The 13,228-nt window shown below is 38.6% G+C and carries 10 protein-coding genes and 2 pseudogenes; 9 read left to right on the forward strand and 3 right to left on the reverse strand.

Annotated elements, in window-relative coordinates:
- Nucleotides 1-334: 334 nt before the first annotated feature.
- The 3 genes from BQ4443_RS04195 to purN all read right to left on the reverse strand — a co-directional run bounded on the left by BQ4443_RS04195 (nt 335) and on the right by purN (nt 3,271).
- A complete protein-coding gene (locus BQ4443_RS04195) occupies nt 335-1,090 on the reverse strand; it encodes an SDR family oxidoreductase (RefSeq protein WP_023950152.1) in 756 nt (251 codons plus the stop codon).
- 42 nt (nt 1,091-1,132) lie between these two features.
- Nucleotides 1,133-2,407: an RsmB/NOP family class I SAM-dependent RNA methyltransferase gene (locus tag BQ4443_RS04200; RefSeq protein ID WP_071058304.1), complete on the reverse strand. Its 1,275-nt coding sequence runs from the start codon at nt 2,405-2,407 to the stop codon at nt 1,133-1,135.
- Between the two features lie 195 nt (nt 2,408-2,602).
- Entirely contained in the window at nt 2,603-3,271 is a 669-nt protein-coding gene (gene purN / locus BQ4443_RS04205) for a phosphoribosylglycinamide formyltransferase (protein WP_023950153.1), read from the reverse strand.
- Between the two features lie 45 nt (nt 3,272-3,316).
- Here purN and BQ4443_RS04210 point away from each other — a divergent pair, with 45 nt between their 5' ends.
- The 9 genes and pseudogenes from BQ4443_RS04210 to BQ4443_RS12750 all read left to right on the forward strand — a co-directional run.
- The gene (locus tag BQ4443_RS04210) at nt 3,317-4,273 is read left to right on the forward strand and encodes a bifunctional riboflavin kinase/FAD synthetase (protein ID WP_023950155.1); all 957 of its coding nucleotides are present in this window, start codon (nt 3,317-3,319) and stop codon (nt 4,271-4,273) included.
- Nucleotides 4,263-7,130 carry an isoleucine--tRNA ligase gene (gene ileS / locus BQ4443_RS04215; protein ID WP_071058167.1) on the forward strand — a complete coding sequence of 956 codons (2,868 nt, stop codon included), beginning with the start codon at nt 4,263-4,265 and terminating at the stop codon, nt 7,128-7,130. Before BQ4443_RS04210 ends, ileS begins: the two co-directional genes overlap by 11 nt.
- On the forward strand, nt 7,123-7,626 hold the full coding sequence (gene lspA / locus BQ4443_RS04220) for a signal peptidase II (RefSeq protein WP_023950157.1): 504 nt from the start codon (nt 7,123-7,125) through the stop codon (nt 7,624-7,626). The genes ileS and lspA overlap by 8 nt, the downstream gene beginning before the upstream one ends.
- Nucleotides 7,623-8,819, forward strand: coding sequence for a bifunctional phosphopantothenoylcysteine decarboxylase/phosphopantothenate--cysteine ligase CoaBC (gene coaBC / locus BQ4443_RS04225; protein ID WP_023950158.1), 1,197 nt, complete (start codon nt 7,623-7,625; stop codon nt 8,817-8,819). Before lspA ends, coaBC begins: the two co-directional genes overlap by 4 nt.
- Before the next feature lie 14 nt (nt 8,820-8,833).
- Nucleotides 8,834-9,517 (forward strand): DedA family protein, encoded by a 684-nt coding sequence (locus BQ4443_RS04230; protein WP_071058168.1) that lies wholly within the window; start codon nt 8,834-8,836, stop codon nt 9,515-9,517.
- Nucleotides 9,507-9,953: a dUTP diphosphatase gene (dut, locus tag BQ4443_RS04235; RefSeq protein WP_023950160.1), complete on the forward strand. Its 447-nt coding sequence runs from the start codon at nt 9,507-9,509 to the stop codon at nt 9,951-9,953. The genes BQ4443_RS04230 and dut overlap by 11 nt, the downstream gene beginning before the upstream one ends.
- Before the next feature lie 24 nt (nt 9,954-9,977).
- On the forward strand, nt 9,978-10,961 hold the full coding sequence (locus BQ4443_RS04240) for a Bug family tripartite tricarboxylate transporter substrate binding protein (protein ID WP_023950161.1): 984 nt from the start codon (nt 9,978-9,980) through the stop codon (nt 10,959-10,961).
- A 182-nt stretch (nt 10,962-11,143) separates the two neighbouring features.
- Nucleotides 11,144-12,625, forward strand: a pseudogene (locus BQ4443_RS04245) (potassium transporter Kup); the annotation flags it as partial.
- A gap of 105 nt (nt 12,626-12,730) precedes the next feature.
- Nucleotides 12,731-13,192, forward strand: a pseudogene (locus BQ4443_RS12750) (potassium transporter Kup); the annotation flags it as partial.
- Nucleotides 13,193-13,228: the final 36 nt, after the last annotated feature.

A 13,228-nucleotide genomic window follows, 5' to 3' on the forward strand; every position in this document is an offset into this window, starting at 1 on the left:
ATTTTTCTTTTAAAAATAAACGTTTATGGAATTTAAACAAAAATTTAAACAATGTATTAATCATAACATATTTATGTCATCTTCTTATGATAACTATATTTAATTTTTTTGATATAACGCAATGAAATGAGTATTCATTTTTTTCCAGCAAAATAACAACATTTCCAGACTAAATAACAACTCTTCTACACAAAGAAGCAATGAAAAATCCCCATCGTGATGACAAGCACTAATGGGGATTAAAAATGAATAAGGTTGTTAAACATTAACAGTACATAAGCTGATAAATAGTTTGACTATAAACCTATCTACACCCTTATATGGATGTTAACTATTAACTTTTTCTACTAACAGATAAAGCACTAAAACTTTGCGCAACTGGCATAATCTCAATGGCATTAATATTGACATGTGGCGGTTGCTGATTTAACCATAGCACGATATCTGCAATATTCTCAGGGGTAACATAATCCACATTAGCATAAGTTTTTTGAACTCGCTCCGTATCACCTTTGAAACGCACATTAGAGAACTCTGTACCGCCACATAGACCTGGCTCTACATTACTTACGCGTATAGCCGTACCAGCCAAGTCTGCACGTAAATTTAAACTAAATTGTCTCACAAATGCTTTGGTGGCCCCATAAATATTTCCGCCTGGATAAGGGTAAGTACCTGCTGTAGAGCCAAGGTTAATAATATGACCATGGTTACGCTCAACCATTTGAGGCAATAATAATTTAGTAACTAAGGCTAAACCTTTGGCATTTGTATCAATCATCGTTTCCCAATCATCTAAGCTGGCTTTCTCTGCCGGGTCTAACCCTAAGGCTAAACCAGCATTATTTACCAACACATCAACCGATTTCCACTCAACTGGCAAACTAGCAATGGCTTTTTCACATCCAGCACGATCAGTCACATCAAAGACTAATGGTAAAAAATTATCCCCTAACTCTTGATGTAAAGCAGCTAATTTTTCAGCACGACGTGCCGCACCAATCACTCGATAACCTGCGTTAACAAAAGCACGGCAAATAGCCGCCCCAAAGCCTGCTGTCGCTCCTGTCACAAATGCTATTTGGCTCATTGTATCTCCTTAATTATTCACTATTACTCAGTAAAAAATGTATTACTTTTTCTCTAATACGGCCGCAAAAAAACCATCTGTACCATGTACATCAGGACGTAATTTAAGCATTCCATCTACAGATGTTAAGCCTGATGGCATTCTATCTCCTAATACTTGCTCAATTGATACCAACGAAAAGTCTGGATGTGTGGCTAAAAATGCCTGCACTTGTTGTTCATTCTCTTGTGGCAATAAACTACATGTTGAGTAAATTAAACGTCCTCCAGACGTAATACAACGAGCAGCACTCGTTAAAATCTTCGCCTGCAATTGTGTAAGCTCTACCAAATCTTCTGGTGTTTGACGCCATTTCAAATCAGGATTTCGACGTAATGTACCTGTCCCTGAACATGGAGCATCCACTAACACTCGATTTGCTTTTCCCATTAATCGCTTAACACGCACATCATTTTCATTGTCAATTTGAATACACGTCACATTTGATAGGCCAGAGCGTGCGATACGAGGCTTAGCTTTTGCCAATCTAGCACCCGATACATCAAAGGCATATAAACGCCCTTGTGAACGCATCATAGCACCTATCAATAATGTTTTACCCCCCGCACCTGCACAAAAATCAATCACCATGTCACTGCGTCTTGGACTGACTAACATACACAGCAATTGGCTTCCCTCATCCTGTACTTCTAGCTCACCTTTTTCAAATGCTTCCCAACGATTAATCGCTGGTTTTCCATCAAAGCGAATACCATAAGGAGAAAAAGGCGTAGGGCTAATAGTGAATTTACTTAACATTTCATCCGCTTTAAGCTTAGTCAATACATCATCGCGCCCTACTTTTAAAGGATTAACTCGTAAATCCAAAGGAGCTTTAGTATTCAATGCTGTTAATAAGCTTTCCGCTTGATCTTGCTTATTTAATTCTGCGTATAGCCAATCAGGCTGACTAAAACGCACCATTGGAGGAATACTAGATACATTAATTTGTAAAACACGATTTAGCCAATCTTGCTGAGCAGCCTCTAACACAGCGATAACGGGTTCCTTACCTACTGTATTGACTAGGCCTAAAATAGCTAAACGCTGATTCGCAGGTCCTACCCCACTTTCTGCATAATGACGATAGCGACGTAGGTGGCGCATCACATCAAACACAGCTTCGGCAACATCCCCACGATCACGCCCGCCCAATTGACGATTTTCTTTAAACCAAGCAGACAATACAGAATCAGCAGGAAAACGAAATTTAAGCACTTTATCCAAAACATCTGCTATCTGAATAATACGTTGTTGCAGTATAGGTAATTTTGCCACTGGAACACTCGTTTTTTGGTGACGTTTGGAAGTATTGGTTGAGCGGGAATTATTAGAATAAGTACGCCTAGTCATTATCAATTAATCAAAGAAAATTTAAGATTGTTTATTATAGTGGAATATAGTATTTATCGCTTGCTCTAGATCAAATACCTGTTGAGACAAGTACAGCAAACAAATTCGTTAAACTTGGATCTATGAAGCACTAATATCCTCATGGACAAAAAGTGTTTTAACTGGCTCTTGGTACACCACTTTCTTCTCATCATTCACTTGAAGTAAATCTCTCGCTAAATAATCCACCACAGCAGGAAATACTTGATGCTCCATACCCAATACACGTGCAGCTAAAGCATCAGCATCATCGTTAGCAAGTACTGGCACAATAGCCTGTGCAATAATTGGTCCCTCATCCAATACAGGTGTTACAAAATGCACCGTGCAACCATGAATTTTGACACCGTCAGCAATCGCTCTATCATGCGTATCAAGTCCTGTAAAACTTGGTAGTAAAGAAGGATGAATATTGACTAATTTACCAGGAAAAGCATCCACAAAAATAGGTGTCAAAATACGCATAAACCCAGCGAGCAATACATAGTCAGGTTGATAACTTTGTACTAACTCTTTTAAGTGCTTATCATATTCTTCTCTTACTGGATAATCTTTATGTAATAATTCGGCTGTTGGAACACCTTGTTCAGCAGCCCAAACCGTTCCTGCACTATTAGCTTTATGCGAAATCACGGCAGCAATCTCAATATCGGCACGTTTTTTTGCCATCTGGACAATAGCTTGCATATTAGATCCCCTTCCTGAGATTAAAATAACGAATCGTTTAGGGGCTTGTTTTTGTGCTGACATGATAATCTCCTACAAATTAATTATAGAAATTGTAAACTGTTAAGCGTGAAAAATTCTATTAAACTTTATCGTAATCAAAAAGCCATCTCACCGACAGCCTTAACCATAGGTAACTTTGACGGTGTGCATATTGGTCATCAGCATTTACTGTCTCATGTTGTTACAGAGGCGAGTAAACGTCAGCTCGTGCCTAGCGTACTTACTTTTACACCACATCCCAGAGAATATTTTGGCCTAAAAGAACAACGCCCTGAGCTAATCCCTACTCGCATTTCGACATTACGTGACAAAAGCTATGCACTATTCTGCCAAGGTATTGAGGCTATTTATTTAAAAAATTTTGATGCAGAAATGGCACAAATGTCTCCTCAGCAATTTATAGAGGAGATTCTGATTAAACAATTACAAGTTAAATACCTTTTTGTGGGCGAAGACTTTAAATTTGGGCATCGTCGCTCAGGCAATATTCAACTACTCACAGAGGCTGGCCTGCATTATGGTTTTGAAGTAGAAACCATGAAGGATATTCTAGATAATAACCATATTCGCTACTCTAGTACAGAGTTACGTCAAGCATTGGTATTTGGCAAAATTGAAAAAGCCAATGCCATTCTTGGACGTCCATACACTATTAGTGGTCATGTAATTCATGGCAAAAAAATTGGACGAACTATTGGAGTTCCTACCTTAAATATTCCTGTTATGCCACGCTGTGCCTTGCGTTCAGGCGTGTATATTGTGCAAGTTGAAGGATTATCTGAACAACCCTTACCTGCAATTGCTAGCTTAGGTGTTCGTCCTACGTTAGAAACCAATGGCGAAGTGTTACTTGAAGTACATATTCTGCATCATTCTTGCTCAGCTTACGGTAAAATCGTAACTATTGCCTTTCTTCAATATATTAGAGACGAAGAAAAATTCCCTGATTTATTGACAATGAAGGCGACTATTCAAAAAGATATCGATATCACACAACATTATTTTGACCATCATGGATTATAAAAATACCTTAAATTTACCTGAAACGAACTTCCCGATGCGTGGTAACTTATCACAACGCGAACCAAAATGGGTTGCAGAATGGGAAGAAAATAAAGTTTATGAAGCCATTCGCGAAGCGAGTAAAGGGCGTCCTAAATTTATTCTACATGACGGCCCTCCTTACGCGAATGGTGATATCCATATTGGTCATGCGGTCAATAAAGTATTAAAAGACATTATTATTAAAAGTAAAAGCATGGCAGGTTTTGACGCACCTTATGTTCCTGGCTGGGACTGTCATGGTATGCCTATCGAAATCCAAATTGAAAAACAATTTGGTAAGCATTTACCTGTTGCGGAAGTACAAGCCAAAGCCCGTGCGTATGCACATGAACAAATTGAACGCCAACGTAAGGACTTTAAACGTTTAGGTGTTCTTGGTGAGTGGGCTAACCCTTATTTAACGATGAATTATGCCAATGAAGCAAACGAAATTCGTGCACTTGCTGGCATTTTAGAAAAAGGTTATGTATTTAGAGGGTTAAAGCCTGTTAACTGGTGCTTTGACTGTCAATCTGCTCTTGCTGAAGCGGAAGTTGAATATCAAGACCGTAAAGACCCTACCATTGATGTCGCTTTCCGTTTTGCAGAAAAAGAAAAACTAGCGAAGGCTTTTCGTATAGACAGCATTGCCGACGGAGCCGTGGTGATTTGGACAACAACACCATGGACAATTCCCGCCAACCAAGCATTAAATGTTCATCCTGAATTAGACTATGTGTTAGTGGAATTAAACGAAGCATTACCTACCGGTAAATTATTACTCCTTGCCAAAGATCGCTATGAAGCTTGCTTAGCTCAGTGGAAATTAGAAGGCTCTGTGATTGCCACAACTAAAGGCTCTACTTTAAATAATATCGCTTTTGAACATCCTTTAAGTCGTGCTGATGAAGGCTTCAATCGCTTATCACCTATTTATCTCGCTGACTATGTCACCATTGATACAGGTACTGGTATTGTTCACTCAGCCCCTGCTTATGGTGTAGAAGACTTTATCTCTTGTAAAGCTCATGGTATTACAGATGATCAAATCCTCAACCCTGTGATGGGTAATGGTCAATATATCAGTACATTACCTCTATTTGGTGGCTTAAGCATTTGGGATGCCAATCCAAAAATTGTAGAAACATTGCGCCATATTGGCACTCTGATCCAAACAAAAATGCTTAACCATAGCTATATGCACTGCTGGCGTCATAAAACACCTGTTATTTACCGTGCTACAAGCCAATGGTTTGCAGGTATGGATGTTACACCAAATGATGGCTCAGGTACACTACGTGAAAAAGCATTAAAAGCCGTAGAAGATACTAACTTCTTCCCTGCTTGGGGTCGTGCCCGTTTACACGCCATGATTGCCAATCGTCCTGACTGGACTTTATCGCGTCAACGTCAATGGGGTGTACCTATGGCGTTTTTTGTCCACAAAGAAACAGGTGAATTACATCCTCGTACAGTAGAGCTATTAGAACAAATTGCTCAACGTGTCGAAAAAGAAGGGATTGAAGCATGGCAAAAAATTGAGCCTCAAGACTTATTACCCGCCGATGAAGCCAATCAATATGAAAAAAATCGTGATACCTTAGATGTCTGGTTTGATTCTGGCACAACACACTTTACCGTATTAGGTGGACAACAACATGACTGCCAAGGCTCTCATGCTGATACGCTTGCTTGGCCTGCTGATTTATATCTAGAAGGTTCTGACCAACATCGTGGTTGGTTCCATTCTTCATTATTAACATCATCCATGTTATACGGTCGTGCACCCTACAATGCCTTATTAACCCATGGCTTTGTTGTAGATGGTGATGGCCGTAAGATGAGTAAGTCATTAGGTAATGTCATCGCACCACAAAAAATTTCCGATACACTAGGTGCTGAAATTATCCGTCTATGGACAGCCTCTACTGACTATTCAGGTGAACTATCTATCTCCGACCAAATTTTAAAACGTGTGGTTGAAAGCTATCGTCGTATCCGTAATACCCTGTACTTCTTACTAGGTAATTTAAACGACTTTGATGCCTCTAAAGATTTGGTACCTCAAGATAAACTTATTGAAGTAGATCAATATGCCTTAGTCATTACTAAGAATATGCAAGCACAAATTCTAGCCAATTATGAAAAATATGAGTTTCATCCCGCTGTTGCTAGACTACAAATTTTCTGCTCAGAAGATTTAGGTGCATTTTATCTTGATATGCTCAAAGATCGTTTGTACACAACTGGCAAGAATAGTTTAGCTCGTCGTTCAGCTCAAACAGCGCTGTACTATATCACGATGACTATGGTCAAACTTATGGCGCCTATTCTATCCTTTACGGCTGAAGAGGCATGGGGTGAAATGCGTCAAACTTTCCTTAAAAACACATCTTTAGCTAATAAAATTACTGTATTTACTGAGCTATATGAAGAAGTGCCTACATTTACTCAACAAAATGAGCTAATGCAAAAATGGCAACGTTTATTAGAAATTCGTACCTTATTAAATAAAGAATTGGAGAATAAGCGTAGCGAAGGTATTATTGGTGCTTCTTTACAAGCTGAAGTTGCTCTTCAAGCCAATGCCAACGATGTTGCTCTACTAAATAGCTTAGGTCAAGATTTGCGTTTTGTCTTTATGGTTTCTAGCATTCGTGTCTCTCAAGGTAGTGGCGATGAGCCAACTTTTAGTATTCATGCATCTAGCCATACTAAGTGTGAGCGTTGCTGGCATTACACCGATGACGTAGGATCAGACAAAGATCATCCAAGTATTTGCGGTCGCTGTAGTAGTAATTTATTTGGTGATGGAGAGTCAAGACAATATGCCTAATCCAGCAAAACCATACCGTTTTTGGATTATTCTTGCCAGTCTTTTTATCGTTCTAGATCAACTATCGAAATTATATTTTGAACATAATTTTGAGTTTCTAGAACGCAAAAATATTTTACCCTTTTTTGACTTTATTCTTGTCTATAATAAGGGAGCTGCCTTCAGTATGGCGGCAGATGCTGGTGGTTGGCAACGTTGGTTCTTTATTGTGTTAGCTATTGGGGCAAGTGGCTTTATTTTGTATTTATTAAAAAAACACAAAACGGATACCTTTTTTTGCTTTGCACTAAGCCTTATTTTAGCGGGAGCACTAGGCAATGTTATTGACCGTATTGCTTATGGTCATGTTATTGATTTTCTGCTCTTTTATTGGGAAAACTGGCAATATTACTTCCCTGCTTTTAATCTTGCAGATTGCTTTATTACAGTAGGTGCAACCCTAATTATTATTGAGGAATTATTTTTTTCTAAAAAGAAAAGTAAGGAATTAGCATGAGACTTCAAGGGAAACGCATTGTCTTAGGGTTAACAGGAGGTATCGCTTGCTATAAAAGCGCAGAGCTTTGCCGACGATTGATGGATCAAGGCGCTACTGTAACAGTAGTGATGACTGAAGCCGCCACTCACTTTATTACACCCACCACAATGCAAGCCCTCAGTGGACAAGCTGTGTTTACCCAAACACAAGATGCCCGTATGGCAAATAGCATGGCCCATATCAACCTTAGCCGCCAAGCTGATTTAATTATCATTGCCCCCTGTAGCGCAGACTTTATGGCAAAACTTGGAAATGGTTTTGCCGATGACTTACTATCAACCTTATGCCTTGCTCGTGGCAATTGCCCTTTAGCTATTGCCCCCGCTATGAATAAAGAAATGTGGTCAAACCCGGCTACACAACGCAATCTTGACCGTATAACACAAGATGGTATTGCTGTTTGGGGACCTGGTCATGGTAGTCAAGCTTGCGGAGAGTTTGGTGATGGTCGTATGCTTGAGGTACCGCAATTAATTGCTGAAACACTTGCTTTTTTTAGTACCAAATATTTACTCAATAAAAAGATCTTAATAACGGCAGGACCCACTGAAGAGCCTATAGACCCCGTTCGTGTCATTACAAACAAATCATCTGGCAAAATGGGCTATGCAATTGCCGAAGCCGCCTTTAATGCCGGTGCAAGCGTATATATGGTCTCTGGCCCCACTCAATTAGCAACACCTTATGGTGTCACAACAGAATTTGTGAATACAGCAAGAGAGATGTACCAAGCTGTCATGAAACAAGTCTATGATTCAGACATTTTCATTAGTGTTGCTGCCGTGGCTGATTGGTATGTCAGTAATTATTCAGATCAAAAACAAAAGAAACAACATCAAGATGGGCTTAAACTAGAGTTTGCTCCTAATCCAGACATACTCGCTGAAGTTGCTGCACTTGATAATGGTCCTTGGTGCGTGGGATTTGCCGCAGAGACAGAAAATCTATCCGACTATGCTCAGGCAAAACGCAAACGCAAAAATGTCCCTTTATTAGTTGGTAATCTTGCACAAAATGTCATGAATGCTGATGAAACTACCATGATTTTATTTGATGAGCATGGTGAAGAACCTTTGCCAACCACCAGTAAAACACTTGCTGCACAATATCTTATTCAAGCCATTGCAAAACGCTTGCCTTCCATTAAATAAATTGGCTCAAGACAATGCAAGAATACATCGATTTACTAAATCAATTCATTGCCAATAATCAAGAATGGGCGGGTCCAATTACTGGTTTATTATGCTTTGGTGAGTCTTTAATTATTATCGGCTTAATGATTCCAGCAACAGCCATCTTGATTTTTACTGGTGCCTTAATTGGGGTAGGTACTTTAGATCCCTGGCCAATACTAATTTGGGGATTTATTGGTTCCATTATTGGCGATACCGTTTCCTATTATATAGGTCGCTCCTTAGGATGGGAAATTACCCGAAAACCTGTGTTCTTAAAGCATAGAGGTTTTTTTATTCACTCTCGCTTATTCTTTAAAAAATATGGAACTTTATCAGTTTTCTTCGGACGTTTCATGGGGCCAGTACGATCAACGATGCCCACTGTCGCAGGGATTATGAATCTAGAACCTTTTAGATTTCAGTTGGCTAATTTTTTATCAGCACTTGTCTGGTTACCTGTGATGCTAGCTCCTGGATTTTTTTCAGCTAAAGGTACACAGGCTATTGCTGAAAAATCACACTCTAGTTTTAGTGAAATATTTACTATTTTCTCAGTCATTTCAGGTATTGGTTTAGTGATTTATTTATTTTGGCCACACAAGACACCTGAAAAGAAAAACAAACGACACCGTCATAACACGGCTATTAAGCAAAAGGATTCGCATGAAAGTTGATTTAAAAATTCTTGATGAACGTATCAAAGAGCAATTACCTGCTTATGCTACTACTGGCTCCGCTGGTCTAGATTTACGTGCTTGCTTAGAAGATGCCATTGTGATTGAGCCAGGTCAAACTGTCTTAGTACCAACCGGTTTGGCGATTCATCTTGCTGACCCTGGTTATGCCGCTATCATTTTGCCTCGTTCTGGTCTTGGTCACAAGCATGGTATTGTGCTAGGTAATTTAGTCGGTCTGATTGACTCAGATTATCAAGGTCAATTAATGGTTTCTATTTGGAATCGTGGTCAAACACCATTTACATTAGAGCCTTTAGAGCGTATGGCACAATTAGTGATTGTTCCAGTGCAACAAGTTGAATTCAATCTTGTTGAAGACTTTGATGCAAGTACTCGTGGTGAAGGTGGTTTCGGTAGTACTGGTCGTGGTTAGTTTAACTAAATAAGGATGAAAGCAATGAAAAAAATAGTCAGCCTACTAGCGTTATGCCTAAGCTGTGTCACAACAACAAATAGTTTGGCACAAAACAATTATCCTCATGATAACATTCATTTTGTTGTTCCTTATGCAGCAGGTGGTCCTTTGGATACCGTTGCTCGTTTACTAGGAGAAAAAGTACAAGCTGATTTAGGCCAACCGGTTATTGTTGAAAATAAAGCCGGTGCAGGTGGTAATGTGGGTATGTCTTATATGTTAAAACAAAAAGCGGATGGCTATACCCTTGCCATGGGCGCTGTTGCTACTATGGCTATTAATCCTTGGTTATATAGCAACATTCCATTTGATGCAAGCAAAGATTTTGCACCTGTTATTCTTCTATCTGATGTTCCTAATGTATTGATTATTAATAAAGAATTTGCAGATAAAGAAAAAATCAATTCAGCTAAAGACCTATTTGACTATATTAAAGCAAATCCTGGCAAGCTAACCTATGCTTCTGGTGGGGCTGGTAGTGCTGGTCATATTGCTGGTGAATTATTAAAAAACAAATTGCATCTAGAGATTGTACACGCCCCATTTCAAGGCGCAAACCCCGCTAAACTATCACTATTAGCCAATCAAACACAGATAATGTTTGACAATCTAGCATCGGCTCAAAGCCTAATTGCTGACGGAAAAGTGAAAGCACTTGCCGTCACCACAGCTAAACGTTCTAATTTTTTACCCGAAGTAGCAACAATGCAAGAGTTAGGTGTGGATGGTTTTGATATAGGTACTTGGTTTGGTGTAGTAGCCCCTGCTGGTACACCTAAAGATGTTATTGAAACCCTAAATAAAGCATATGCTAAAGCGATGATCGATGAATCTGTGAAAAAACAATTAAACACTATGGGCTCTGATCTAACTCCAAGTTCTGCAGCAGACTTTAAGGCCTTTGCAGAGAAAGAATATGCAAAATATAAAACAATTATTGAAGTTTCTAATATTAAAATTCAATAAGTTACAAAAAAAAATCTTCTGTTAATTAACAGCTTTGGGGGATTAAACGACGTTAAATCCCCCAAATTTCTTTTAACCTCAACAAAAAATTCCGTTGTTGATTTTCTTTCAACAAAAAATTCGTATTCATTTAAAACAAGTTTCTTTATAATAAGCACCGTTTTCCACTCTGCATTCTTTTTATGAAGAAATCAGCAACAATTAGCTCATCATTTGGCTTAACATTAGGCGCCATTGGTGTTGTATATGGTGACATCGGTACCAGTGTTTTATATGCGGTAAAAGAAGTCTTTATTACGGGTCACGTCGCTTTTAATACTCAAAATATTTACGGTATTCTTTCTTTATTTACATGGACAATCACCTTTATTGTCAGCTTAAAATATATTGTCCTAGTTTTAAGGGCAGATAACAATGGCGAAGGTGGCTTGATTGCCATGTTGGCCTTAGCACTAAATGGTGTTAAAAATCGCCCCAACTTACATTCCATCATTCTGCTTGTTGGTATTTTTGGTACTTGTTTATTTTATGGGGATGGCGTTATTACTCCTGCCATTTCAGTTCTTTCTGCCGTTGAAGGATTAACCGTTTTCTCTCCCGAACTACACGAAGTAGTTATTCCTCTGACCTTAACAATTTTATTTAGCTTATTCTTTGTACAAAAATTCGGCACCAAAGGTATTGGGAAGTTTTTTGGTCCTATTATGTTGGTTTGGTTTATTTTAATTGCCGCACTTGGTATTTATCACATACTGTCGCACGTTGAAATTCTGTATGCCCTAAATCCTATTTATGCGATTTCTTTTATTCACCATAATCCTTCATTGTCCTTTATTTTACTTGGTGCTATTGTCCTTTGTGTAACTGGTGCTGAAGCTCTATATGCGGATATGGGGCATTTTGGTAAACAACCCATTCGTTTAGCATGGTTTACCATTGTAATGCCTGCTTTGATTCTTAATTATTTTGGACAGGGAGCCTTCTTACTCAATCATCCCGAAGCAAGTATCAATCCATTTTTCTTAATGATTCCGCATAGCTTACGTATCCCTATGATTGTAATGGCAACACTCGCTACAGTCATTGCATCACAAGCTTTAATCTCTGGCTCATTCAGTATTACCAAGCAAGTGATACAGCTGGGGCTACTTCCTAGAATGCGCGTCTTTTATACCAATATAAAAGAAACAGGACAAATTTATATTCCTATGATTAACTGGGGATTATTTTTGACCATTTGTTTTGCTGTCATTATGTTTAAGACTTCGAATGCCTTGGCAGCAGCTTATGGTATTGCCGTATGTACCGATATGCTAATTACTACCACACTAACCTATTTTGTCGTTAGATATGTATGGAATTATTCTATTTATATTTGCTTTGGTGTGACAGGACTGTTTTTTATAGTGGATTTATTGTTCTGGTCATCAAATTTACTCAAACTATTCCATGGCGGGTGGTTCCCTATCCTATTGGGGACAAGTATGTTTATTATGATGGTAACATGGCGTGATGGACAACAATTAGTTCATCGTGCTCATGTAACGACCAAGGTTGATTTAAAACAATTCCTTGATCAACTTTTTAATAGTTTTACCGCTAAACGCTTACAAAAAGTACTAAACGATACAGAAACTAAAATTCAACTGTTAGGGACGCCTCCTGAAAGTGCTATGCACGAAAACTTTTTAGAATTACAATCTCAGCATCTTGCCTTACAAGAAAAACTGGATTGTCATACCGACTATCATACGCTTTTTAACAATATTCAACTAATCGATGGAGTAGCGGTCTTTCTGGTGGCTGAAGAAGATATCGTCCCCATTGCCTTAAAACAAAATCTAAAACATAATAAATGCCTACATAGAACTAATCTTTTTGTTACTGTTCAAATGCATGAAATTCCTTGGATTGGTCAACATAAACGGGCTAATGTCACCTATTTAGGACATAATTGCTGGAAAGTAGTACTAAATTTTGGATTTAAAAATGATATTGATATTCCAGAAGCACTACAAAATATTCAATCCTTTAATTTTGAGTTAAAGCCGTCTGAACTTAGTTATTACTTATCAAATGAAACAGTGATTGCTTCTGAGCATGTGGAAGGTATGGCATTATGGCGTGAAAAATTATTTGCTCATATGCATAGAAACGCTGGTGCAGCTGCAGAGTTCTTAAAATTGCCTAGCAATAACGTCGTTGAAATGCGTGCTAAAGTAGAGATCTAATGCCCCATTATAAAAAAAGGGAGTTATCACTTCGTG

This window comes from Pelistega sp. MC2, from assembly GCF_900099475.1.
In the GTDB taxonomy this organism is placed as follows: domain Bacteria; phylum Pseudomonadota; class Gammaproteobacteria; order Burkholderiales; family Burkholderiaceae_B; genus Taylorella; species Taylorella indica.

Excerpts from the sequence above, each read along its gene's own strand:
- BQ4443_RS04195 (WP_023950152.1), bottom strand. The coding sequence starts at position 1,090 with ATGAGCCAAATAGCATTTGTGACAGGAGCGACAGCAGGCTTTGGGGCG.
- purN (WP_023950153.1), bottom strand. The coding sequence starts at position 3,271 with ATGTCAGCACAAAAACAAGCCCCTAAACGATTCGTTATTTTAATCTCA.
- ileS (WP_071058167.1), top strand. The coding sequence starts at position 4,263 with ATGGATTATAAAAATACCTTAAATTTACCTGAAACGAACTTCCCGATG.
- lspA (WP_023950157.1), top strand. The coding sequence starts at position 7,123 with ATGCCTAATCCAGCAAAACCATACCGTTTTTGGATTATTCTTGCCAGT.
- coaBC (WP_023950158.1), top strand. The coding sequence starts at position 7,623 with ATGAGACTTCAAGGGAAACGCATTGTCTTAGGGTTAACAGGAGGTATC.
- BQ4443_RS04230 (WP_071058168.1), top strand. The coding sequence starts at position 8,834 with ATGCAAGAATACATCGATTTACTAAATCAATTCATTGCCAATAATCAA.
- dut (WP_023950160.1), top strand. The coding sequence starts at position 9,507 with ATGAAAGTTGATTTAAAAATTCTTGATGAACGTATCAAAGAGCAATTA.
- BQ4443_RS04240 (WP_023950161.1), top strand. The coding sequence starts at position 9,978 with ATGAAAAAAATAGTCAGCCTACTAGCGTTATGCCTAAGCTGTGTCACA.